The following is a 24,853-nucleotide window of genomic DNA, read 5'->3' on the forward strand; positions in this document are numbered from 1 at the left end:
GTTTTCTATTGAAACTAATGCAAAAATACTCTAGAAGCATCAAATACAATCGACTAATTATACTAACGGCCTACAATTTATACTAATGGCGTTCAAATAATTTTACAACAAAAATAATTGTAAAACACAATATTCCTTTATTTTTGCAGTTATGAAAATCCTTAAAATATATCAAAACTTTTTCCTTAGAAACCTCTTTCTAAATATAATCGTTTTAAGCATTCTGTTTTTAAGTATATATGACGAAGTACAACCGCTGAACCACAATTTTATCTATATTTTAAAGAAAATAGCACTGGGTTATTTGCCTTGTATCCTCTGTATCACCTTTTTTAACTTTTTTTTAATTAAACAATTATTATTCAAAAAAAAATATAGAATTTTTCTTTTTCTTTTTATTGTTTATTGGGTCAGTTTTTACATTTTTATGAATTGGTATTTTCCTGCAGTTGGACTTGGTAGATTAAGAACATTTTCTATATTATCTTTTATTGTAAACGGAGTTGCTTTTTATTTCCTGCATATTGTAATCACAAAAAAAATTACAGAAACAGATAAAGAAATTATTAATTTCAAATCGGAACTTTCATTTTTAAAACAGCAACTCAATCCTCATTTTCTTCTTAATGCAATGAATAATTTATATGGAGAATCCTTAACCAAGCCAGAAAAATTGCCAGACAGAATATTAAATCTTTCAGACATGCTTCGTTATCAAATTGAGGCAACCAAAAAAGATTTAGTACCTTTAAAAGAAGAAATAAACTTTGTAAAAAAATACATCGAATATTATACTTTTAGAAATGAGCGACTTGTTATTACCCAAAACTTTGAAGGCGTTTTTGATAAAATTGAAATACCCCCTTTATTCTTTTTGCCATTGGTAGAAAATGCAATTAAATTTTCTGGAGAAATGTCTGATCCTACAATAGTTTTAAAATTAAAATTAAAAAACGGAAATCTATCTTTTAGTTTACAAAACAATTGTTTAGAAACCGATTCCAATCTTTCAAGTACAGGAATAGGAATCGAAAACCTTAACAGACGTTTAGAAGTTTACGGATTGAAACATGAGCTTAATTTTAAAAAAGAAAAAAGTACATTTAGTATAAAATTAAACATATGGAACTTACCTACCGTTGTCTCATAATTGATGATGAAACGCCAGCTCATAAGGCTTTAGCGTCACATATTGCTAAGTATGAAGATTTAGAACATTCTGGAAGTGCCTATAATGGAAGAGAAGCACTTAAAATGCTGAATGAAAATAACTATGATATTATTTTTTTAGACATTAATATGCCTATCATTTCAGGAATTGAACTGATGGAAATGCAACCTAATAGACCAATAACAATTGTAACAACAGCCTATTCTGACTTTGCTCTTTCCGCATATCAAAATGATGCCATTGATTATTTACTAAAGCCAATTTCATTTGAAAAATTTGAAAAAGCAATTGAAAAAGCAAAAACCTATTATTCTGGAATAAGTTTAAAAAAAGACGAAAATAAAAAAGACGAAGTTCTTACTTATCGTCTTAACGGTCAAATAGTGGAATCCCTGCTAGACGATATTGTTTATATTGAGAGCCTAGGTAATTATATAAAGCTATACAGTACAAAAGCAAAACTACCAGTGATTATATATGGTTCTTTATCTAATATAACCATTGAATTAAATAATGCTAATTTTCTGCAAATACATCGCTCCTATATCATTAATACAAATAAAATTCAATCTACCTCTCAAAAATCATTAACGATGTGTGATGGGAAAATTATTCCTATAGGTCGAAAATATCAAATTTTACTGCACCGCTATTTCAAATAAAATAGTACCATTTGTAAAATGTATTAAAAGCTATGATCCGGCAAGATTTGAATACAAAAAGTCGAAAAAGAAAAATCACTCGTTGAAGCAATAATAAAAACATCAAGTATAATAAAAAATGACAATTCAAGATTTAGTAGGTACCTACACTATTGAAGGTAGAAATCAAGACGGCATTGCACAACTCAGTTACAAAGGGGTACTCACTTTATCTCTTGATGAAAATAACCGAATTGTAGCCCATTGGTTAATAAGTGATCAAGTGCAAAACGGCACTGGTTTTTTCAAAGACAATATCCTAGTTATTAATTTTAACTACCGTAGCGAAGACGAAACCATCTACAAAGGTGTTGCCGTCTACAAATGCATCAACAAAGACATACTCGATGGCTTTTGGTCCGAAAAACACGGGAATCCTTTGTATTTAGGAACAGAACAGTGTTTTAGAATAACATCTAAAGAATTTTTAAACTAACAAAAGATAAACTTAACATTCAAAACTTCTTCTAAAAATAAGTTGGCTGTCCAAGCAGGCTATTCACTTCAAGTCCGCGGTATTCAGCCCATAAAATATAAGCCCAAAAACGAGCTTCCTTTGGTCGCAGTTTTGGGCTTTGTTTTATAAAAGGCTTCATTCCTTGCGGGCTTTTCGTTACTATCCTTGACAGAAAGACTACTTTACAAAATAATATTTTTACATCAAACTACTTACTATTAAATTAAATAACTAACATTCAGCAATTTAAATAAAATTCACTAACTTTAATAAATGAAAAAGCATTTCCATATTATTATTGCTGGTGCGGGAGGCATTGCTGAGGCTGCTGCTTTATTATTGATGGAATGGAGCGAAGTTACTCCCAGCATTTTTATAGGAAATAGATCGATACCCAAAGCTATAAAAGTAGCCCATTGGGTAGAAAACGGATGTACAAAACCATGCACTATTAAACCGTTTCTATTGCCTGAAGATGGAATTACACCTAAAATGATAACCATTTTAAAGCAAGCCGATATTATTTTGGATTGTCTACCAGGAAGTCAGGCGCCCAGAATGGCACAACTCGCTAAAGAATACAACCTTCATTACGCCAATCTTACGGAATATGTTGACGAAACTAATAAAATAATTGCCTTAGCCAAAAATTCACAAACAGGATTTATTCTTCAGACTGGCTTGGCCCCAGGTTATATAGATTTATTAGCCAATGGATTATTTCAGCAATTTTGTATTGATTACAAAGTCAACTCCGTTCATACCTTAGAATTCAAAGTAGGTGCATTAACTAAAAATGCTGTTGCTCCACATTATTATGGTTTTACTTGGAGTCCCGTAGGTGTAGCTACTGAATATTTGAAAGACACCATTGTGCTGCGTGATTACAATAAAACGACACTCCCTTCTCTATCTGAAAGAGCTACAATTATAATTGATGGTATTACCTACGAGGAAGATTTAACCTCTGGCGGTGCTGCCGATTTGCCTGATGCCTTAACTGGAAAAGTAGGTACACTCGATTATAAAACGCTGCGCTTTCCTGGTCACTATGCATGGATAGAAAAACAAATTAATACCAAAGACAATACTACGACAGCAATTCAAAAACTTCAACACAAAATGGAAGTAGCTATTCCACATGTTGAAGACGATCAAATTGTATTATATGCTGCTGTAGAAGGCAAGGATATAGAGGGTGTATTGCGCCGTCGAGAAATAGCTAAAACCATATTACCTCTTCTAGTAGGGAAACATTATTTAAGAGCCATACAAACTACTACGGCAGCTCCTCTAGTACAAGCAGCACAACTATTACTGGAGACTAATCCACAAGGTGCTATCTTGCAAAGTCAAATTGATTCCAATGCCTTTCTAAAAGGAAATTATGTTTCAAGAGTATACGGTTGATTTTTTGTGAAAACAAATAAATAAAAAACTAACTTTAAACAAGTCCATAAACTAATTAACGAGAGTATTTTGTTAATTATCTCTTGATGTGATAGCAGTGAATTTCAAAACAATTCAACTCACGAAATTAAATAGGAATACTATTTTTTTTGTAATATTACGCTGTACTTTTACATAGAAAATTGTAGCATATCAATGAGAACGTATTACATTAATAACGGCAATGAAAATGGCGGACCATTTACGCTAGAGGAACTAAAAACCCAACAAATAAAGGAAACCACATTAGTCTGGCATCAAGGTATGGACGAATGGAAACATGCAATTGAGATAGCCGATTTGAGGCCTTTTTTTAATATTGTTCCTCCACCTATAAAACGAGCTAGTCCTACTCAAAAAGTAGAATCTACCGAAACATCTAAAACTATTTTAGGCCTAAAGAAAAGTTATTTCTTTTTGGCTATAGCTTTTTTAGCTATTATGATAATTGTCTTAGTACTGAATATCATTCAGAATAATAAAAGAAATGAATTAGACATAAAAAACAAACAAACAGAGTTTGGTAACGAACAAATTAATCTACAACAAAAAGAATCGAACGAACAACGCATTCAGGAAGAAATACAAAAAAGAATAGAATCTGAAAATAATAACAAAAGAAGAAAAGATTCCATTACTACTCGTCTTGCCGAAATCAAAAATTTACTTATTGAAGATAAAAATCAATTGGTCGAATCGAAAAACAACCTAATTGATGCCGAAGATTTTAGATTATTACGATCAGAAAGTACTAAAGACGAACAGATTCGTTCCATACAAAATGATATAGAAAACTGGAGAAAAGAAATTGATCAACTAGAAAACGAAGCCAATAGATTGTATCTTGAACTAGAAACAATACACTAAAGCTATTTAGAGATTGAACATTTGACACTCTCCTAATAATAATAATAATAATAATAGATCAATACTAATCACATTTCAACCAGCCCGTAATACTCATTCGGGTGTTTTGAGTTACTAAGACTTCATGAAGTAACTCATCACTTTTGAAGAAAACTGTTTTGCCTTGTGTGGGCGCAATTTTCTGGTTGTTATTATCCTGGTGAATTAATAACTCTCCTCCATCTGCAGGCTGCCAATCGCTATTCAAATAACTAATCATCGAATATTTTCGACTCGGGTTATTTTGAAACTGATCATAATGTTGCAAATAAAAATCTCCTTTTTCATACAAGGAGTAATGAAATTCATAACCCGTAATTCCGGTATAACAACTTTCATTTAAATAATTGATAAACGCTTCCATTTGTTCAAAAAATTGATTTTCAAACACATTATTATTCTTTTTATCTAACCAATAAATAGAATCACTGCGCACTGCACTATCATAAGCAATCGCTTCTGAGTTTCCTGTTCCAGCAGTAATCAATAAATCTTGTTGGTTTAACGCGAGTAAATTTTGCTTTAAATTATTAGCTAATTCATCACTTAAAAAAATTTCAGATATACCTACTTTATTATCAATATAAGTGGCAATCAAAGCTTCAAAGCTATTTTCCATTAGGTTTTCATTAACCGCAAGGACGGCTAACTGTTGTAAGGTAGTACATATTACATCACTTATAACATACTATTCTCATTTTGCCTTAATTATGAAATAAAAAAAAGCGCTTAGAAAACTACTTCTAAACGCTTTTTAAATAATGATAATAATAGCTATTAAAGCTTACTAATATAACTTCCGTAAATATCTTTGAACTGATATCCTTCTGATATACGATCTTTGCTCAGTTTATTGTACTCTACCAAAGCCCAAAGAATAAACTCCTTCATAAATAACTTATCCTCCTTAGCCAATTCTGGTTGGTATTTTTTAATTAAAATTTCAAGTGGGACAATGGCTCCCAATATTCTTTGGTACTCTTCATCGCTTGCATCATCTAATAATTCGAAACCACTTTCGGCAAAAAACCATTCTATTAAATCCGTATAAGCTGTTTTCTCATTTGGTTTTTCTAGCTTTTCAATTTTTGGAAAATAAGCTGGAAAAAAAGTATGAATAGCCGAGCCCAACAAGTTTTGCGCCACAGCTGCTGCTCCCTCCTGCTCTCCTTCGTAAACCAACTCTACTTTTCCAGTTATAGCGGGGATTATTCCCATAAAGTCCGACAAACGCAAACTTGTTTTATCAACACCTGCTCTTAAAGCGCGACGTTCCGCAGTACTCAATAAGTTTTCATAAGCCGTAATACTCATCCTAGCACTCACTCCACTTTTATTATCTATATATTCGCTTTCACGTGCTTCAAAACCTATTTGTTCCAGTAAATCTTTGGCCAATGAAGGAACATAAACCATATCACTTTGCACCGCATCAAGCTTCGCTTCCTGTTCCGTAATAGTACGAGCAATTTTTATGGTTTCTGGGTAATGCGTTAATATTTGAGAACCTATTCTGTCTTTCAAAGGCGTTACAATACTACCACGGTTGGTATAATCTTCTGGGTTTGCCGTAAATACAAACTGCATATCTAGTGGCATACGCAATTTAAATCCTCTAATTTGAATGTCTCCTTCTTGCAAAATATTAAACAAAGCCACTTGAATACGCGCTTGTAAATCAGGTAACTCATTGATAACAAAAATACAACGATTAGCACGCGGAATCATTCCAAAATGAATCACACGATCATCAGCATAGGAAAGCTTTAAATTAGCGGCTTTTATTGGGTCAACATCACCTATCAAATCGGCTACCGTAACATCTGGTGTTGCTAACTTTTCTGAAAAACGATCGTTTCTATACAACCATGAAATTGGAGTATCATCGCCTTTGATGTCAATGATATCTTTGGCAAAACGAGAAATTGGATTTAAAGGATCATCATTAATCTCCGAACCCGTCACAAACGGTATGTATTCGTCTAATAAATCAACCATTTTGCGCGCCAACCTAGTTTTGGCTTGACCACGAAGCCCTAACAAATTTATATTATGGCGAGATAATATAGCACGTTCCAGTTCTGGAATTACGGTGTTTTCAAAACCATGAACCCCTTCAAATGCGGATTTTCCAGATTTAATCTTTTCTCTTAAATTAGTACGCAATTCCTCTTTAATCGAGATACTTTTATATCCTGCTGCTTTTAATTCTCCTAATGTATGTATATTCTCTATTTTCATATTTATTATTTAAAAATTGAATGATTTAAAATTCAACTTATTTATTATTTTAACTTTGAAACACTTAAACTTTGTTACTCTGTCTCTTTGAAACTTTAAAGCTTTAAAGCTTTGAAAATTTGCAACTTACTTCACTCTCTTCTTCCTATTCGTCTCATAATCTTCAAATATCATTTCACCTAAACCTTTCAGTCCGGTATAAAATGCTTTTCCTTGATTGGCTTCGGTGAACTTATTGACAAATTTTTGTAAATATGGATCATTAGCGATCATAAAAGTGGTTATGGGAATATGCAGTTTTCGGGCTTGCTGTGCTTGACTGTAACATTTATCCACAATGTACTCATCAAGCCCATTACTGTTCATGTAATACGATCCATCTCGCTCTCGTACACAACTCGGTTTTCCATCCGTAATCATGAAAATTTGCTTATTCGTATTTCGTTTTCTACGCAGTAAATCCATTGCTAGTTGCAATCCAGCAACAGTATTGGTATGAAAAGGACCTACTTTTAAGTACGGCAAATCCTTAATGGCAATAGTCCATGCATCATTTCCAAAAACTAAAATATCCAAAGTATCTTTCGGATAGCGTGTAGTAATTAATTCAGCTAATGCCATCGCCACTTTTTTGGCTGGTGTGATTCGATCTTCTCCATACAAAATCATACTGTGACTGATATCAATCATCAGCACCGTACTCATTTGGGATTTGTATTGGGTTTCTTCGACAACCAAATCATTTTCGGTTAACATAAAATCAGTCACACCGTTATTAATTTGGGCATTACGCAAACTCTCCGTCAAGGAAATGCGTTCTAAACCATCACCAAAATGAAATTCTCTAAACTCTCCAGTGTGCTCATCACCGTTTCCAGAGTGTTTCGTTTTATGATTACCACTTCCAGAACGTTTTAAATTACCGAAAATTTGGTCTAAGGCTTGTTGTCTAATTGCACGTTCTGTCTTAGCAGTAATTCCCAATCCTGAAGTTCCATCCTCTTTAACTTCATCTTTGATATACCCTTTTTTCTTTAAATCTTCGATAAAATCATCAATGGTATAGTGTTCATCGGTGAGTTTATATTCCTTGTCTAATTCCCGCAACCAATCGATCGCTTCATCAAAATCTCCCGAAGTATGTGTAATTAATTCCTTGAAAATTCCAAAGAGTTTGTCAAACGGAGATTGATTTGGCGCCTCATATTGCTTAAAATAAAAACCTTTTTTATTATCCTTTTCCATAGACTTTAAAATTACATCATTTTAAAATAAAGCCTTGACAAACGATTACTAATTTTTAGTTAAAATGGATTTTTTTACAACAATTCATTTTAATTGTATCCTATTATAGGAAATAAGTTTAATTTTATATTTTTAAAAATTAAAAATGCAACAACACGAACATTGGGATATACTTTTGTCCAATCAAGTAGATAAAAAAGCGTTTATAGAAACAATTCTAACTGGAAAATCCATTGGAAAATTAAGCTCTTTTAATTCTAAAAATGGGATTCTATTTTCAGACATTGCCATTGCTAATTTCATCAAAAAAGAATACCAATACAATTCCATTGAAGCTGCAACTGACACTACACGAAAATTAAGTAGCTTTTCATCGGGGGAACGAAAAAAAGTATTTTTAAATTATTGTATCAAGCAAGAACCTGATTATATAATTCTCGATAATCCATTGGATCATTTGGATATAAATTCAAGAAAATCAATTACAATTGCATTAGAAGAACTGGCCAAAAAAGTACTATTAATCCAAATTGTAAATCGCAATACCGACCTACATTCCTTCATCCTCAACAAAGCACATATTCAAAACAATTCGTTTGTGTTAGAAGATTTAAAACTAGCTGAAGAAACGACAACCACATATTTCAAATCAATTCCGGATGCATTTGACCCCATTGTATATCAAGATACCATATTAATTCAAATGAACGGAGTCAATGTGAGTTACTTGGAAAAACCGATTTTAAAAACCATAAACTGGACCATTAAAAAAGGAGAATTTTGGCATTTATTAGGTCCAAATGGTTCGGGAAAAAGTACTCTATTATCGTTAATTACTGGAGAAAATGCTAAAGGTTACGGTCAAGACGTTTACCTTTTTGGGAAAAAGAAAGGCAGCGGAGAAAGCATTTGGGACATCAAAAAGAATATTGGTTATTTTTCGACTGCTATGCTCGATTTGTTTCAAAAAAGAGACACTCTTGAACAAATGATTTTGTCTGGTTTTTTTGACTCCATCGGTTTGTACACGCAACCTACTAGTTTACAAAAAAAGCTAGTGAGTCAGTGGTTGGAACTAATTAATATGACTCATTTAAAAAACAACATCTTCAATCAACTTTCAATAGGACAACAAAGGCTTGCTTTGATTGTAAGAGCAGTACTCAAACATCCTCCTTTATTAATTCTAGATGAACCTGTGGAAGGTTTGGATGATGAAAATGCAGCTTTAGTTACTCAATTAATTACGGTTTTATCTCAAAAAACTGATATGGCTATTTTATATGTTTCTCATAGAAGTGAACCCAATTTAAAGCCAAATGCTATCTATGAATTAACACCACAAACTAATGGATCAACTGGCGAAATTAAAAATTAATTCTAAAAAATTTGGGCGTGACCACAAGGGTCGTGCTGTACGTTCTCAATCCACGCAAAAAAGCGTGGGATTTCCACTGCCATCACTCACGCAACTCGCACTTATAATTCAATCTTGCTTATAAATTAATGAAATGTACCATCTACATAAAACCATTTTCCGTTTTCCTCTTTAAACGCGGAAAACTCATGATGAATTTGCATTTGGTGATCGCTGTCCAAAAAATACGCTTTAAATTCAACTGTAGTAGCTGTTGCATTTAAAACCTCCAACTTTATCCATTGATTGCTTTGAGACCAATCAAGAATAGCACTTTTAGAATGAAGTTTTCGAGTGGAACTATGTGTCGTAGCTACTAGATAATCTGCATGCTGTGTAGCATAAGCAGAGTAACGTGAACGCATTAGAACAACTGCTGTTTCTGCTGTTTTAATCTCTTTTAAATAAGGTTCACAACATTCCTCATACGAAAGTGAAGAACAACAATAACAATTTAATTTCATCTTTAATATATCAAACTTACCACTTAAACTAGACCATCGAGAGCCAAGATTTTTTCATGAAGTTTATTCAATAAAACTTGATACCTACTGATTTCTCGTAGATCTTCATCCTCATCAGAATGGTCCAATAATTCATCCAATTGTTCACTAACATCCACCAACTTATTATTGGCTTCAATTGCATTACTACTTGCAATCAAATCAATAATTTCCTGAACATTACTTTTTAACAACTCAAATTTATCGTTTTCCATAAATTCTATTTTTTATCACTAGCATTAGCTTCGTTAAACATTTTAACGATTTGTTTTAACTTCTCTTTACGAGTTATTTCAGCTTGTTTCACTTTATCCTGCGCTTTATGCAACTTGTCGTTATGCTTTTTAATATTTCTTTCGTTATTCCTGCTCATTTTTTTTATATTTAAGTCTAACTTTAAATAGACTCCATTTTTTTTAGCACTAAATTTTTCATAAACATCCTTAATGAAATATAAAAAGGAAAATTCCTGAATTTAACTCGTGCAAAGTTCGTGAATTTAATTTAGAATTGCATTAATGCATTCTTATGATCTTCCTTTATTAAAATAAATTTAGTTGAGAACCTTAAATTTAAGCAAATCATAGATTTAAATGATTTTAGTTTTAAGCTTGAATTTTATGTTAGTTACAAATATTTACTTGTTAATTAAAAACATAATAATTACATTTAGCTTTTAAATATAATGGGTTTATCTAAGACCAAGAAAAAGAATAAATGAAATCTGAAATAAATTGGTCGAAATTGATTAACTGGTTTTTAAATAAACCCAAATCAACAGGCTTCATAGTATTTCTAAGCCTAAGTGTTGTGTTTTCCTATATCTCTATACAGCAATATCATATAGAAAAACAAAATAAAAAGGATGAGATGGATAATACTCTTAAAGTATTACGACAAAACATAGAACAATCTCTAAAAAACTGTTATACAACTACACTCACACTAGCACTTACTATTAATGATGATGGAATTCCTGAAGATTTTAATTCCATTGGTCAACGTTTAATAGAATCCAATAATAGTATCGAAGCTGTACAATTAGTACCAAATGGAATTATTAGGTATATCTACCCAATGAAAGATAATGAAGCTGCTATGGGGTTGAATATTTTGAAGTCAGCATATCTTAAGAAAGAAGCCTTAAAATCCATCTTAAATCAAAAAATGTACTTTGCAGGACCTCTTGAATTAAGGCAGGGGGGACAAGGAATTGTGGGCAGGCTTCCTGTGTACATAAAAAACAAATTTTGGGGATTTTCGGCAGTCATTATTAAATTAGACAAACTTTTAAAAACTTCTGGTATAAATGCTATTGATAAAACTAAATATTATTTTCAAATCTCTAAGAGAAATCCAATTACTCAAAAAGATGTTTATTTTTTACCTCAAAAAATAAAATTATCAGAAAATAGTTTCGTAACCAATACAATTCCTGATGGGGACTGGAAATTATATCTAATTGATACAAAATCAACGAATGCGCTAACCTCTTTTATTGTATCAATTATTTTAAGCTTCATCTTGGCACTAACCTTTGGTTTTTTAACTCTTCTATTGTTGAAAAAACCAGCTGAGTTACAAGTCTTAGTGGATAAACAAGCATCTAATTTAATTGATAACGAAATTAAATTCAAGACTATTTTTGATCAAGCCGCAATTGGTATCTCTAATGTTGATCCCATCACAGGTACATTTTTGGAAATAAACAATCAATTTTGTAAACTTTTGGGATATACTCAAAAAGAGATGAAAGAAAAGAACTATCAATCTATTACACATCCAGATGATTTAAAAGATGACATTGCTACCGTAAAGAAAATTAATAACGGAACGATCAATGACTATACCGTAGAAAAAAGGTATCTAACCAAAAAGGGAGATGTTATTTGGGTCAATTTATCTGTAACTCCACTTTGGAAAAAAAACGAAAAACCCACTAGCAACATTGTAATTATTGAAGATATTACACAAAAAAAAGAAGCGGAACAACTTATTAAACAAAGCCAAATTAGATTTAAAAGTCTTTTTGATGATTCTCCTCTTCCATTGTGGGAACAAGATTATTCACATGTAAAAAAATATCTGCAAGAATTAAATCTAATCAATGAATCCAAGGAAAATATTAGTTCATATTTAAAACAACATCCTGAAGTAATTAAAAAATGTTTTTCTTTAGTTCATATTATTGATGTAAATAATGAATGTTTAATACAATATGATCCCAAAACTAAATCGGAACTATTAAATAATTTTGACATTATTTTTAGTGATGTAGCAATCCCCTCATTCACAAATCATATCATCGCAATTTGCAGAAATGAAAATAGTTTAATAATGGATGCTAAAATAAAAAATCCAAAAGGGGAAATAAGAGATGTCAATTTTATTTATAGTGTAATGAAGGGGTATGAAGATACTTTAGAGCGAGTCATAATTTCAACTGAGGACATTACCGAACGAAAAAAACAGGAAAAAATAATCCTCAATTCGCAAATAAGAATCGAATCTTTAATCAATACTATTGATGGAATCGTTTGGGAATGCGATGCACAAACATTCCAATTTACATTTATTAGTAAAAAGGTAGAAAATATTTTGGGATATACTACTGAAGAATGGTTATCAAGTCCTACTTTTTGGGCAGATCATATTTATACTGAAGACAAAGAAGAAGTAGTAAAATATTGTTCAAACCAAACTAATTTAATGCTAGACCATGATTTTGAATATCGAATGATTGCCAAAAATGGCAATATCGTTTGGTTGAGAGATATTGTTAACGTAATAACAAAAAATAATAAAGCAGTCAGTTTAAGAGGAATTATGATTGATGTTACTAAAACTAAGGAAATCGAAAAAGATCTAAACAGTTCCTTTTTTTTAGTTTCGGAACAAAATAAAAGATTGCTGAATTTTTCCTATATAGTGTCACATAATTTAAGATCGCATACCAGTAATATTACATCACTGACAGGGCTTATTGAAACTGCGGAATCTGATGAAGAGAGAGAACAAATGGTTCAATTATTAAAAACTGTATCTAATTCCCTTAATGAGACTTTATTTAACTTAAATGAAGTTGTAAATATCCAAACTAATATTGGGTTAGTTTCTGAAAAAATAAATTTAAAAAAGTACATAGACAATACTTTCAATATCCTTGCAGAACAAATCAAAATAAAAGGGGCGCATATCACTTCTAATGTTAGTGACGATATTGAAATTAATTATAACCCAGCTTATCTAGAAAGTATTCTTTTTAATATAATATCAAATGCCATCAGGTACAGTCACAAGGATCGAGAACCAAAAATTTTAATAAATTTTCTAAAAGAGAATAACCTTAAAGTAATTGAAATTTCAGACAATGGAATTGGAATTGATTTGGAGAAAAATGCAAACAAAGTTTTTGGTATGTATAAAACATTTAGTGATAATCCTAATGCTAAAGGTATTGGGTTATTTATTACTAAAAATCAAATTGAAGCCATGGGAGGAAGTATTACAATAGAAAGCAAACCTGGTGTAGGAACTACCTTTAAAATTTATATAACATGAAAACAAGAAAAATCTGGGTAATTGATGATGATATAATTTATAAAACCATCATGAAAAAAATTATCCTTAAATCCGAAATTTTCACTTCAACTGTTACTTTTTCAAATGGAAAAGAAGCTATAGATGCTTTAAAAAAAGCAATAGAAAGTAATGATGACCTACCCGAAATTATTCTTCTTGACATTGAAATGCCAGTTATGGACGGATGGGGTTTTATGAGTGAAATGGCCATTCTAAAATCAAAACTTCAATCTAAAATAATGATTTATATTTCAAGCTCATCCATTGCTGTTGATGATAAATTAAAAGCTAAAAACAATAGTGATATCCAAGGCTATATGTCAAAACCAATCAGCCTAAATGATTTAAAATTAATAGCTTCATCAGATTAGAAGAAATTAAATTAAATTTTTAATTTCTTCTAAAGTTGTATTGGTATATATCAATTGATCAATGATGCTTTTTCTCAAAACATTTAAATCATCATATTCATAATATTTTGCCCAAGAAGTCAAATTAAATAAATTTCGAATTTGTTTGATTTTTTTGGTAGTTTCAAAACTGGTTCTTAGTACAGCTTTATTATCGTAATTGGGATTGTTTCTATGTTGATAGTTTACCGTATTTGTTGTATAATCTGCCTCTAGATAATAGAGTTTATCAGTATCATTATCTGGGTAAAAACTTTCCCAACTAGCAAACCCTAATTTAAATTTTGATGCCGTTTCAGGCTCTAATGGAATTAAACGCCATTTACTATTAGCTAATCTTCCCCAATGATTAGAAACTCTATACATACCTAAATTAGTATAATAATAACTACTTCCCGCCTTACTTTGATATTGTAATTTAAGGTCTTTAATTTTTTCTAATGATTCTTCATTAAAAATACAAAACGTATTTTTAAAAGAATTTGGGCTTGGGCGAAAATTTTTTTCCATGCGCAAATATAATCAGAAAGTAAAGAAGAGAAAAACCATTAAATAAATCATTAACTTTGCAACTTAGAATATTTTAAAAATTACATTATGACTAAAGGTTCCGAAGAAAAAATGTTGCAAAAAGGGGTATACACTGGGATAATTGAAAAAGATGAAAACAACAATTTTTTTTGTGGTATTTATCTTTTAGATTATAAAATGGTTCAAGCAAAACATATTGTAGGTGATTGGATTACAATAAAATCTATCATTGAAAACCCAAGTGATATTAGTTATAATAAATATCCTAAAAAGTCAAAAAACTTTGACAAAGCAAATAACAAACCCGAACAATAATTCTTGTATTTCTTTTTTAAAATTAAATTAAAAAAAGACAAATAGTGATTTTTTTTTTATGACAAAGTAAAAACTTAAAAAAAAGTGTACCTTTGCAAAAAATTGTTGTTTTTGAAATTAAAAAATATAATTTCATATTAAAAAACAAGTAGTTACCTTATTTATGAAAAAAATAGTTGAATACCGCAAGTTGCTAAATGTAGACAAAACTGCAGAATTAAAAGATTTAAAAACCATTTATCGCAACGCGATGAAAGAAGCACACCCTGATAAATTTCAAGGAGATGAAGCTGGTTTAAAAGCTGCAGAAGAAAATAGTAAGAAAATTATTGAAGCATATCACTTTTTGGTAAGCATCAATCCAGAAACTACTAAAATAAACTTACCAGAATACACCGAAACAATATCAACATCAACAATTACTGATTATAAATTTGTTGAAGGAAGATTGATCATTAATTTTTCAAATGGTAGTGTTTACGAATACATTAGTGTTCCTAAAGCTACTTATGTAAAAATGGTAAATGCTGACTCTCCTGGAAGATTCGCAAAAAGACACATCCTTAATTCTTTTACTTGGAGAAAAACAATTAACCAAGATTAAGTTTTAAAACTTCTATATAAATCAGCACTCTTAATAAAGAGTGCTTTTTTTTTATCATAACTTTTTCAAAAGTAAAAAAAATCATACAATACTAATTTTAATTGTGTAATATACTTATTTTTAGTATTTTAGCCAACCTTAAAAAATAACCAAACCAACTAACCATGACCAAACCATGCAATTTGTATAAATCTCAATACAATAAAGCCACCGAAACACTTAAGACACTATTAAAACAAAGAGAAGAAATTGATTCAAAACTAAAAACTAACCCAATAAGTTCTGATTTACATAAAGACTTAAGAACAATCAATTTAGAAATAAAAATTACAAATAACGAGATTGAACAAGCTGAATCTGATATTTTAGAATGCGAGTCAACTGAAAACGTATCGTGAAAGCTAATTGAATCTCTAAAACAAGTACAATTCAATAAAAATCACTCTCATCAAATACTGCTGCTCATTATTTTAAAAATTCCATTGTCTTTTTTAACAACTAAAAAGAGATACATGCACTAACTTATACTAAAAATAAATTAAATTATAACAAAAATTTAGGTTATAAAATTATTTATACTTTAATAAAATTAAATACTTTTGCAGACTTAACTTAATTAACTAATTAATAATGAAAAAAATAATTTTATTACTTTCTGCTGCTGTTGTTTTAATTTCTTGCAGCAAAGTTGGAAAAGACGAATACATCATTTCTGGTACTGCAAAAGGTATTGAAAATGGAAAAACAATTATCCTTGAGACACAAAACGATATGGGAATGGTTGCTATTGATACTGTAAAGGTTGAAAATGGTAAATTTGAAATTAAAGGAAAAATTACTGAACCAGCATTTCATACATTACAATTAGAATCTGCTACAAGTAAAATTCCTTTTATACTAGAATCTGGAGAAATCTCTATTGTTATCGATAAAGACAGTATTCAAAAATCAAAAGTATCAGGTACTTATAACAATGATGAGTATGTAAAATTTAATGAGGAAATAAAAGTAGTTCAAAAGAAACTTATGGATTTCCAAACTAAAAACATGCAAGCAATGAATACAGCACAACAAACTAAGGATACTGCTGTAATCAATTCATTAATGAAACAGTTTTCAGAAATACAACAAGAAGTTGGAGAAGCGTCTAAAGCTAAGTATGTAACTTATGCAGAATCTCATCCAAAATCGTTCATAAGTGCCTTAATTATTCAAGGTATGGCTAACGATCCAAGTGTTGATTCTAAAAAAACAGAAGCAATTTATAATAGCTTCGATGCATCATTAAAAAACACTAAACCAGGTAAAGCAATAAAAACTAGACTTGATCAAATGAAAGCGCCTGCTGCTGGAGCCACTGCCCCAACTGCTGGTGACGCTAGATGAAGTACCGATTTTTCGGCACCCAATCCTGAAGGAAAAGTAATTTCTCTTAAAGAAAGTTTAGGAAAAGTAACAATCGTTGATTTTTGGGCCTCATGGTGTGGTCCGTGTCGAAAAGAAAATCCAAATGTTGTAGCTATATACAAAGAGTTACATTCAAAAGGACTTAACATCGTAGGTGTCTCTTTAGATAAAGACGCAGCAAAATGGAAAGAAGCTATTGCTAAAGATAAATTAACTTGGACACAAGTATCCAATTTAAAATTTTGGGATGAACCAATAGCTGCTCAATATAAAGTAGAAGCTATTCCAGCCACTTTCATACTTGATGCATCAGGTAATATAGTTGCAAAAGACTTAAGAGGCGATGAACTTAGAGCAAAAATTATTGAACTTTTGGCTAAATAATCCAATTCTTAGAATAAAATAAAAAAATCTCCCTAGTGGAGATTTTTTTATTTTATTCAATACCAATACGTTAAAAATAATAGTGAAATTAAGTGCAAAATTAGTTTGCATAAACCAAAACAGTTTCTATATTTGCAACCGCTTACAACAACATAAGTGTTGTACTCAAAGGCCTCGGGGAGATACTCAAGCGGCCAACGAGGGCAGACTGTAAATCTGCTGACTACGTCTTCGTAGGTTCGAATCCTACTCTCCCCACAAAACGCTGCAAGTAATTGCAGCGTTTTTTTTGTTCCATATACTTTGTAACAATTTTATAATATCAAAAAAAAGTCCCGTCTAATTATTAAATTAGACGGGACTTTTATAAAACCAATATTCTATTTATTCCAAAATAAAACTTACACTTACGTTAGCCGTTATTTTAATTTCACCTACTGCTAGTGTTTCTCTAGGCGCACCCATATCACTCATCTCCGTTTTCATCATTCTCGCATAGACTGGCTGCGGATTGTAATTTTGTGAATTGTCGGATATTGTCATTGCACGGCCTACTTTTTGTCCTAAAACAGACACATAATCCTCTGCTTTCATCTTCGCATCCTTCATTGCTAATTTTCTAGCTTCTGATTGGTATTTTGCTATGTTTGAAGACTGAAAAACTACATTGTCAATTCTATTTATCCCTTGGTTAACTAAACCCTCCATCAATTCATCATATTTAGAAAGATCACGCACTATGATTTCAATTGTTTGAGTAGCATTGTAAGTCGTTTTCTTTTTTTCGTAATCATATTGTGGATTTAAAGCAACACGTTGCGTCTTATAATCAGCAGGAGCTAAATTCATCTTTTTTATCAATTTCAAAACAGATTCAATCTGTTCGTCATTTTGTTTTTTTACTTCTTTAGCATTATTCCCTTTAGTTTCAACCGTAGCCGAAATAGTTGCTTGATCTGGTACTACTTTAATCTCCCCCTCTCCAGTTACACTTATTTGAGGAATTTGTTTTACTTCTTGAGCGTATGACATTGTCATAAACAACATCGAAAGAATTAATAATGATTTTTTCATTTTTAAAATATTTAAATTATTTATTTGCAATAGTATTCTTTCAAAAGTTATGCCATTAAATTTTTCCCATTTTGGCCATGGCAAAAAGAATTACTATAGGAATCATTAATAACACTACCATTAAGGTGTTTTCTATAAGCAAATGAGGGTTTGTTATAAGTGTAATTAAAAAACCCCCAATAGCGCCTCCAAAATGCGCCGTATGACCTATATTATCATTCTTAGCTCTCATACCATAAATAGAATATAGCAAATATAAAATTCCAAAAATATATGCTGGGATAGGAATGATAAAAAAGATTCCTAACATCATATTAGGCTCCAGTAATATAGCCGAATATAAAATTCCAGTAACAGCGCCAGATGCTCCCACAGCCCTATAATTATAATCATTTTTATGAAAAAGAATAGTCAATAAACTACCAAAAATTAAACTACCAAAATAGATGATTACAAATGAAAAGGTTCCTAAATAACCAATTACAACTGGTGCAAAAAAGTAAAGCGTAATCATATTGAAAGCCAAATGCCCTATATCAGCATGAAGGAAAGCAGACGAAAGTAATCTTATTTGTTCTCCTGATCTAATACTTCCTATGTGGAATTCGTATTTTCTGAAAAATGTATGATCATTAAACCCTTTATAACTAAACAATGCATTTGCAACGATTATTGCAATCAAAATGGTATTCATAAAATCTATTTATAGTGAATTGTAAATGTAGTGATTCTCTAAGATTCGTCTAGTATGTCTTTAAATTTTATCTGTTTATTCATTTTTGACTTATATTTGCAAAAAAAATAGTGCATGCAATTTCTCATTTTTATTATAGCTTATCCCCTACTTTGGTTACTGTCTATTCTTCCTTTTCGCATTTTTTATTTATTATCAGATGCTATTTACTTTTTAATCTATTATATAATAGGCTATCGTAAAAAAACAGTACGAGAGAATCTAGCTATGGCCCTACCCAATCTTAGCGATGAGGAACGTCTTGTGATCGAAAAAAAATCATACCGCCATATGTGTGATATGTTCATGGAAATGATCAAGACCATGACCATTTCATCCAAAGAAATGAATAAACGATTTGTTATCACAAATTTGGAAGTTATTAAAGAATATGAGGCAAAAGAAAAAAGCATCATGTTATTAGTATCACATTACGCCAGTTGGGAATGGCTTATCACTCTTAATCAAAAAATAAGCTATAAAGGTGTAGGAGTTTATAAAAAAATAAATAATAAATATTTTGACAAACTCATTAGAGACATTCGATCAAAATACAATACCGAATTAGTTGTCTCAAATAAAACAATACCATTGATTGCGGACAATAATCGAAAAAACATTCTTTCCATATATGGCATACCAAGTGACCAATCGCCCGCAGCAAACAGAATATTTCATTGGGATAAATTCATGGGCATAGAAGTTCCTGTGCATACTGGAGCCGAAATGTTAGCCAAAAAATATGATTTAAATGTCATTTATGTAAAAGTAAAAAAAGTAAAAAGAGGGTATTATGAAGCCACATTAATTCCTCTAAGTGACAATGCAAAGTCAATTCCAGATTTTGGAATTACACACGACTATTTACAGGAAGTTGAAAAACAAATTCACGAAGCTCCTGAGTTTTATTTCTGGACACATCGAAGATGGAAACACAGACGAAAAGACATAAATGCCTAATTAAGTTTTAATTAACGGTTGTTCCCCTAATATTTCATTAATTTTGATACTAATACACTACCCAAATGAATTTAAAAATCAACAATAGGTTTAGTACAGAATTACCAGCAGATACTGATGAAACAAATGTACCACGCCAAGTGCACAAGGCTTGTTTTTCCTATGTTACTCCAAAAATCCCATCCAAACCTCAACTCATTCATTTTACGGAAGAAGTTTTGGATTTGATTGGAATTTCTAAAGAGGAAGCACAGTCTACTGTCTTTACCAATGTGTTTTCTGGAAAAGAAATACTTCCCAATACTCGCCCCTATTCTATGAGTTATGCAGGACATCAATTTGGCAATTGGGCTGGACAATTAGGTGATGGGAGAGCTATTATTCTTGCCGAAATAGAAAACAATCAACAAAAAACATATACCTTACAGCTAAAAGGAGCAGGAATGACGCCTTATTCCCGTAGAGCTGATGGGCTGGCCGTCTTACGTTCTTCTATTAGAGAGCATTTATGCAGTGAAGCCATGTTTCATCTGGGCATTCCTACTACCCGCTCGCTATCTTTAATTCTTACAGGAGACCAAGTTTTACGTGACGTGATGTACGATGGTCATCCTGAGTATGAAAAAGGAGCCATAGTTTGTCGCGTTGCCACTTCGTTTATTCGTTTTGGGAATTTCGAACTTTTCTCTTCCCAAAATGACTTGAAAACCTTAAAATTATTGGCTGATTTTACTATCAAATATTATTTTCCTGAAATAAAAGGAACTCCCAAAGAAAGCTACATCCAATTTTTTAATGAAGTGGCTAATAAAACCCGCGAAATGGTGTTACAATGGCAACGTGTGGGCTTTGTACATGGCGTGATGAATACCGATAACATGTCCATTTTAGGACTTACTATAGATTATGGACCTTACGGTTGGCTTGAAGATTACAATCCAAATTGGACTCCTAATACGACCGATCGTGAAAACCGCAGATACCGTTTTGGGAATCAACCTCACATTGCCCTTTGGAATTTATACCAACTCGCCAATGCATTATTTCCTTTGATTGAAGAAGCTGCTCCATTAGAAACCATTTTACATGATTATCAGTCCCTATATGAAGCGGATTATGCCGATATGATGCGAAACAAATTAGGATTGGTTACCCAAAAAGAAAATGACAATCAACTCCTACATATTTTAACCGAAAATCTTCAACTGACAGAAACGGACATGACTATTTTCTTTCGAAAATTAAGTCAGATAAAGAAAGAGGAATCCGTTGAAAATGCATTTTCAGTGATTACTGACTCATTCTACACTACCGACGCAATTACTTCCCAAATAAAAGACTCTTGGTTGTATTGGTTTACCCAATATTTAAATCGTTTGCAACAGGAAGACACAACTGATGCCGATCGTCAACTAAGTATGGATAAAGTAAACCCAAAATATGTGCTGCGTAATTATATGGCTCAAGTAGCAATTGAAGCGGCAGAAAAAGAGGATTATTCGATACTAGAAGAATTGCATGTTCTATTGAAAAACCCCTATTTAGAACAAGAAAAATTTGAAAAATGGTTTGCCAAAAGACCCGATTGGGCCAGAGAAAAAATTGGAAGCTCTATGTTGTCTTGCAGTTCATAACAGACAACATAGCTCCTATTTTTTTAAGTAAAATTGTTTTTACAAAGAAAACCACTCTTTTACTAATTCATCTTCTAAAGGTTGTGCTTTCTTATGCACAAACTCATTCGTATCTCTATTGTAATCGTAATCTAAAGCCCAAGATGCATGATTTTTGGCCAAATCCTTAATTGCATTACATACAAATTCAATTTCAGCAGTAGTAGTTGTAGGATGAATGGACATTCTAATCCAACCCGGCTTTCTTATCAAATCCCCTAAACTAATTTCATCAATCAATTTATGCGACGTTTCTTGATCTACATGCAGTAAAAAATGTCCATAAGTACCAGCGCAACTACAGCCACCGCGAGTTTGAATTCCGAATTTATCATTCAGTAACTTCACTCCCAAGTTAAAATGTAGATCATCAACATAAAAAGAAATGACACCTAATCGATCTTGATGTTGACCAGCCAATATTTTAATATTAGATACATTTCCCAGTTCTGAGAATACAAAATCAACAATTTCATGTTCTCTTTTTAGTATATTCTCAATTCCCATTTTCTCTTTTAACTGAATCGCAAGTGCTGTTTTAATCACTTGTAGAAAACCTGGAGTTCCACCATCTTCCCTATCTTCAATATTATCGATAAATTTATGTTCCCCCCAAGGATTGGTCCAGGAAACAGTACCACCACCTGGATTATCAGGAACTAAATTTTGATATAATTTTTTATTAAAAACTAATACTCCAGAAGTACCAGGACCACCAAGAAATTTATGTGGAGAAAAGAAAACGGCATCTAAATAGCTTTCTGGATCTTTAGGGTGCATGTCTATTTCTACATATGGACCAGAGCAGGCAAAATCAACAAAACAAAGTCCGCTATGTTGATGCATAACTTTAGCAGCTTCATGGTAAGGAGTTCGTATTCCGGTTACATTAGAACAAGAAGTGATTGAAGCAATTTTAAAGCTTCGATCTTTATATTTTTCAAGTAGTATTTCTAAATTTTCAATACTAAACAACCCATCTTCAGTAGAAGGAATTACCTCAACATCAGCAATCGTTTCCAACCAAGAAGTTTGATTCGAATGGTGCTCCATGTGCGAAATAAAAACAACAGGTCGTTTTTCGGCAGGGATATTTATGAAATCTTTCAAATTCTCAGGAACTTTCAGTCCTAATATTCTTTGAAACTTATTTACTACTCCAGTCATTCCAGTACCATCTGTTATCAAGATATCATTGGCATTCGCATGAACATGATTTTTAATAATATGACGTGCTTTATGATAGGCTTTGGTCATAGCCGTACCAGAAACAGTTGTTTCTGTATGCGTATTGGCTACAAAAGGTCCAAAATCATTCATCAACTTTTCTTCAATAGGACGATAGAGACGTCCACTTGCTGTCCAATCTGTATAGATGATTTGTTGTGGTCCGTATGGGGATAAAAAATCTTGATCGATTCCTATAATATTCTTACGAAATTGTTGGAAATATTGTTCTAATTGAGTTGGTGTATCTGTAACGGTCATGATATGCATTTATTAAAGCGTAAATATATTGATTATTGTGGATTCTACAATTTATAAAATTATCAAAATCATCACTGTCCATTCATAAATAAATCGAATTTAAATCACTCTCGACTAAAAAACCCTCTCAAAGTAGTACTCTGAGAGGGTTTAAATATAGTAGTTAACTAGTACGATTATAAATCAAATCCTACTGAAAATTGCCAAACACGATTGTGTGCTTTATCATTATCATACAAATCTCCTAGACCTAAATGATAACGTACTCCTAAGCTTATTCCAGAATCTGTTTTAAAACCAGCTCCAAAATTCATTCCCCAATCAAAACTGTTTGGGTCGTACTGCTGTGAACTATTGAATAACCCTTCATAAACTTCCTTGTGAGAAACTGCCAATCCAATTTGTGGACCTGCTTCCAAAAAGAAATTTTTAGATGGATATGCTTTAAGCATAACGGGTAAATTGATATAATCTAATTTTTGAGTAAAAGTACCATTAGCATCTTTTATCTCATATCCTTGTTGAGAATACATTAATTCTGGTTGAATAGAAAAGCTTTCACTAATGAAAGATTCTCCATAAACTCCCACATGAAAACCATGACGTTGTCCTGTTTCTCCATTACCATCATAATTGACAGCGGCTAAATTGTATCCTCCTTTTATCCCAGCATTTGATTTTGGAACTGAATGGTCTTGTGCACTCATTGTTGATAGTACACCAAAAAATAAAGCAAGTGTTAAATAGGTATTTTTCATTTTGTTTGTTTTTTATTATTTATTTTTAATAGTATTCAAATTTTAAGTTTTTACTTTCCTCCGTTTGCTTTCAGGTCGGCTAAACATTGTGCATCTAGTTTTGGTGCTGTTCCTCCCGAAACCATATTAGTAATTCCGCTTCCTGATTCGGCTGACCAATACATCAAACAACTCTCCACATTACAATGTTTTGCATGATCTAAATCTTCATGGTTGCTTTGCAGTTTTGCTCCTAAATTAGTTAGTCCTAAAATGTGACCAAACTCATGTGTCATGACCGTAGTTTCTAATAAACTTCTACTGGGCTTAAAAGGACTATCACTTAACCCTTGAATCTTTTTTTCGTAAATAACGAATGATGTATTTCTATAAGCCGTTCCCAGAACCAGTCCTGAACTGGTATTACTCGCTGATTCTCCATCTACAAAAAATGCCCACACAGCAATTTGATTTGAAGTATTGTATTTTGTTCTGTTCCCATCTTCAATGGCTATAATTTCTTCATTGGTAAAAGTGGCTTTACCTGAGGATGCAATTGCTCTTTTAACAATACTAATTCCCTGTGATTTATTAACTCTTTCATTAAGAAAACTGACAAAATTATTAATTGCAGCAGTCGATGGCTCATATCCTTGAACGTATACCACTTCAACAACCATACTTTTAAAAGTATCCTCAGCCAATAAATCATAGGAAGAACTTCCTGTTGCTTTTTTATTATTGGAAACTAAATTCCCTCCAACTGTAATATCATTTGAAGCATCTTGTTTAGAACAAGACAGCGTTAAAGCAAAAATCATGGCCAAGACTGCAATTCTTTTTTTCATTTTTTTTCTTTTTAATT

27 protein-coding genes and 1 tRNA gene are annotated in these 24,853 nt (G+C 31.7%); 16 read left to right on the forward strand and 12 right to left on the reverse strand.

Annotated features, from left to right (window positions below):
• The first annotated feature begins 427 nt into the window (after positions 1–427).
• From AB3G33_RS13465 to AB3G33_RS13485, 5 genes are all read left to right on the forward strand, one after another.
• The gene (locus AB3G33_RS13465; protein ID WP_367770398.1) at positions 428–1,150 is read left to right on the forward strand and encodes a sensor histidine kinase; all 723 of its coding nucleotides are present in this window, start codon (positions 428–430) and stop codon (positions 1,148–1,150) included.
• Positions 1,123–1,833, forward strand: a complete 711-nt coding sequence (locus tag AB3G33_RS13470) for a LytR/AlgR family response regulator transcription factor (protein ID WP_367770400.1) — start codon at positions 1,123–1,125, stop codon at positions 1,831–1,833. The genes AB3G33_RS13465 and AB3G33_RS13470 overlap by 28 nt, the downstream gene beginning before the upstream one ends.
• A gap of 118 nt (positions 1,834–1,951) precedes the next feature.
• Positions 1,952–2,308, forward strand: coding sequence for a hypothetical protein (locus AB3G33_RS13475; RefSeq protein ID WP_367770403.1), 357 nt, complete (start codon positions 1,952–1,954; stop codon positions 2,306–2,308).
• 294 nt (positions 2,309–2,602) lie between these two features.
• A complete protein-coding gene (locus AB3G33_RS13480) occupies positions 2,603–3,739 on the forward strand; it encodes a saccharopine dehydrogenase family protein (protein WP_367770406.1) in 1,137 nt (378 codons plus the stop codon).
• Between the two features lie 195 nt (positions 3,740–3,934).
• Positions 3,935–4,645, forward strand: a complete 711-nt coding sequence (locus AB3G33_RS13485; RefSeq protein ID WP_367770409.1) for a GYF domain-containing protein — start codon at positions 3,935–3,937, stop codon at positions 4,643–4,645.
• A gap of 64 nt (positions 4,646–4,709) precedes the next feature.
• Here AB3G33_RS13485 and AB3G33_RS13490 read toward each other — a convergent pair whose 3' ends face one another.
• The 3 genes from AB3G33_RS13490 to AB3G33_RS13500 all read right to left on the reverse strand — a co-directional run bounded on the left by AB3G33_RS13490 (position 4,710) and on the right by AB3G33_RS13500 (position 8,170).
• The gene (locus tag AB3G33_RS13490; protein WP_367770412.1) at positions 4,710–5,303 is read right to left on the reverse strand and encodes a 2OG-Fe(II) oxygenase; all 594 of its coding nucleotides are present in this window, start codon (positions 5,301–5,303) and stop codon (positions 4,710–4,712) included.
• Between the two features lie 158 nt (positions 5,304–5,461).
• Positions 5,462–6,925: an AAA family ATPase gene (locus tag AB3G33_RS13495; RefSeq protein WP_367770415.1), complete on the reverse strand. Its 1,464-nt coding sequence runs from the start codon at positions 6,923–6,925 to the stop codon at positions 5,462–5,464.
• Positions 6,926–7,051: 126 nt separating this feature from the next.
• A complete protein-coding gene (locus tag AB3G33_RS13500) occupies positions 7,052–8,170 on the reverse strand; it encodes a VWA domain-containing protein (protein ID WP_367770418.1) in 1,119 nt (372 codons plus the stop codon).
• 145 nt (positions 8,171–8,315) lie between these two features.
• On the opposite strand from AB3G33_RS13500, the gene AB3G33_RS13505 reads away from it, so the two are divergent.
• Positions 8,316–9,548 carry an ATP-binding cassette domain-containing protein gene (locus AB3G33_RS13505; protein WP_367770421.1) on the forward strand — a complete coding sequence of 411 codons (1,233 nt, stop codon included), beginning with the start codon at positions 8,316–8,318 and terminating at the stop codon, positions 9,546–9,548.
• A 125-nt stretch (positions 9,549–9,673) separates the two neighbouring features.
• Here the strand turns inward: AB3G33_RS13505 and AB3G33_RS13510 are convergent, their stop codons facing one another.
• From AB3G33_RS13510 to AB3G33_RS13520, 3 genes are read right to left on the reverse strand one after another with little or no spacing between them, the layout of a single operon-like run.
• Positions 9,674–10,051, reverse strand: coding sequence for a YchJ family protein (locus AB3G33_RS13510; RefSeq protein ID WP_367770424.1), 378 nt, complete (start codon positions 10,049–10,051; stop codon positions 9,674–9,676).
• Positions 10,052–10,074: 23 nt separating this feature from the next.
• A complete protein-coding gene (locus AB3G33_RS13515) occupies positions 10,075–10,305 on the reverse strand; it encodes a hypothetical protein (protein ID WP_367770426.1) in 231 nt (76 codons plus the stop codon).
• 5 nt (positions 10,306–10,310) lie between these two features.
• Positions 10,311–10,463 (reverse strand): hypothetical protein, encoded by a 153-nt coding sequence (locus AB3G33_RS13520; RefSeq protein WP_367770428.1) that lies wholly within the window; start codon positions 10,461–10,463, stop codon positions 10,311–10,313.
• Between the two features lie 497 nt (positions 10,464–10,960).
• On the opposite strand from AB3G33_RS13520, the gene AB3G33_RS13525 reads away from it, so the two are divergent.
• Together AB3G33_RS13525 and AB3G33_RS13530 are read left to right on the forward strand one after the other, a co-directional pair.
• Positions 10,961–13,651 carry a PAS domain S-box protein gene (locus tag AB3G33_RS13525; RefSeq protein ID WP_367770431.1) on the forward strand — a complete coding sequence of 897 codons (2,691 nt, stop codon included), beginning with the start codon at positions 10,961–10,963 and terminating at the stop codon, positions 13,649–13,651.
• A complete protein-coding gene (locus AB3G33_RS13530) occupies positions 13,648–14,043 on the forward strand; it encodes a response regulator (protein ID WP_367770434.1) in 396 nt (131 codons plus the stop codon). The genes AB3G33_RS13525 and AB3G33_RS13530 overlap by 4 nt, the downstream gene beginning before the upstream one ends.
• Positions 14,044–14,049: 6 nt before the next feature.
• Here the strand turns inward: AB3G33_RS13530 and AB3G33_RS13535 are convergent, their stop codons facing one another.
• Complete coding sequence (locus AB3G33_RS13535; RefSeq protein WP_367770437.1) at positions 14,050–14,592, reverse strand: hypothetical protein; 543 nt, start codon at positions 14,590–14,592, stop codon at positions 14,050–14,052.
• 87 nt (positions 14,593–14,679) lie between these two features.
• Here AB3G33_RS13535 and AB3G33_RS13540 point away from each other — a divergent pair, with 87 nt between their 5' ends.
• The 6 genes from AB3G33_RS13540 to AB3G33_RS13565 all read left to right on the forward strand — a co-directional run bounded on the left by AB3G33_RS13540 (position 14,680) and on the right by AB3G33_RS13565 (position 17,581).
• Complete coding sequence (locus AB3G33_RS13540; RefSeq protein ID WP_367770440.1) at positions 14,680–14,928, forward strand: hypothetical protein; 249 nt, start codon at positions 14,680–14,682, stop codon at positions 14,926–14,928.
• Positions 14,929–15,091: 163 nt separating this feature from the next.
• Complete coding sequence (locus AB3G33_RS13545; protein WP_367753544.1) at positions 15,092–15,532, forward strand: KTSC domain-containing protein; 441 nt, start codon at positions 15,092–15,094, stop codon at positions 15,530–15,532.
• 164 nt (positions 15,533–15,696) lie between these two features.
• A complete protein-coding gene (locus tag AB3G33_RS13550; protein WP_367770443.1) occupies positions 15,697–15,930 on the forward strand; it encodes a hypothetical protein in 234 nt (77 codons plus the stop codon).
• Positions 15,931–16,162: 232 nt separating this feature from the next.
• Entirely contained in the window at positions 16,163–16,918 is a 756-nt protein-coding gene (locus AB3G33_RS13555) for a DUF4369 domain-containing protein (RefSeq protein WP_367753546.1), read from the forward strand.
• 39 nt (positions 16,919–16,957) lie between these two features.
• On the forward strand, positions 16,958–17,323 hold the full coding sequence (locus AB3G33_RS13560; RefSeq protein WP_367774151.1) for a TlpA family protein disulfide reductase: 366 nt from the start codon (positions 16,958–16,960) through the stop codon (positions 17,321–17,323).
• A 176-nt stretch (positions 17,324–17,499) separates the two neighbouring features.
• Positions 17,500–17,581 (forward strand) — tRNA-Tyr (locus AB3G33_RS13565).
• Between the two features lie 126 nt (positions 17,582–17,707).
• Here the strand turns inward: AB3G33_RS13565 and AB3G33_RS13570 are convergent.
• Both AB3G33_RS13570 and AB3G33_RS13575 read right to left on the reverse strand, forming a co-directional pair.
• Entirely contained in the window at positions 17,708–18,397 is a 690-nt protein-coding gene (locus AB3G33_RS13570) for an SIMPL domain-containing protein (protein ID WP_367770446.1), read from the reverse strand.
• 55 nt (positions 18,398–18,452) lie between these two features.
• Complete coding sequence (locus AB3G33_RS13575; RefSeq protein WP_367770448.1) at positions 18,453–19,091, reverse strand: rhomboid family intramembrane serine protease; 639 nt, start codon at positions 19,089–19,091, stop codon at positions 18,453–18,455.
• Positions 19,092–19,205: 114 nt separating this feature from the next.
• Here AB3G33_RS13575 and AB3G33_RS13580 point away from each other — a divergent pair, with 114 nt between their 5' ends.
• Complete coding sequence (locus AB3G33_RS13580) at positions 19,206–20,090, forward strand: lysophospholipid acyltransferase family protein (protein WP_367770450.1); 885 nt, start codon at positions 19,206–19,208, stop codon at positions 20,088–20,090.
• Positions 20,091–20,155: 65 nt separating this feature from the next.
• Entirely contained in the window at positions 20,156–21,724 is a 1,569-nt protein-coding gene (locus AB3G33_RS13585) for a YdiU family protein (protein ID WP_367770453.1), read from the forward strand.
• 39 nt (positions 21,725–21,763) lie between these two features.
• Here the strand turns inward: AB3G33_RS13585 and AB3G33_RS13590 are convergent, their stop codons facing one another.
• The 3 genes from AB3G33_RS13590 to AB3G33_RS13600 all read right to left on the reverse strand — a co-directional run bounded on the left by AB3G33_RS13590 (position 21,764) and on the right by AB3G33_RS13600 (position 24,836).
• Positions 21,764–23,251 (reverse strand): aminotransferase class V-fold PLP-dependent enzyme, encoded by a 1,488-nt coding sequence (locus tag AB3G33_RS13590; RefSeq protein ID WP_367770455.1) that lies wholly within the window; start codon positions 23,249–23,251, stop codon positions 21,764–21,766.
• Positions 23,252–23,427: 176 nt separating this feature from the next.
• Positions 23,428–24,009 (reverse strand): porin family protein, encoded by a 582-nt coding sequence (locus tag AB3G33_RS13595; protein ID WP_367770458.1) that lies wholly within the window; start codon positions 24,007–24,009, stop codon positions 23,428–23,430.
• Between the two features lie 50 nt (positions 24,010–24,059).
• A complete protein-coding gene (locus AB3G33_RS13600; protein ID WP_367770461.1) occupies positions 24,060–24,836 on the reverse strand; it encodes a membrane metalloprotease in 777 nt (258 codons plus the stop codon).
• Positions 24,837–24,853: the final 17 nt, after the last annotated feature.

The sequence above is a fragment of the Flavobacterium sp. WC2421 genome, assembly GCF_040822115.1.
Taxonomy (GTDB): domain Bacteria; phylum Bacteroidota; class Bacteroidia; order Flavobacteriales; family Flavobacteriaceae; genus Flavobacterium.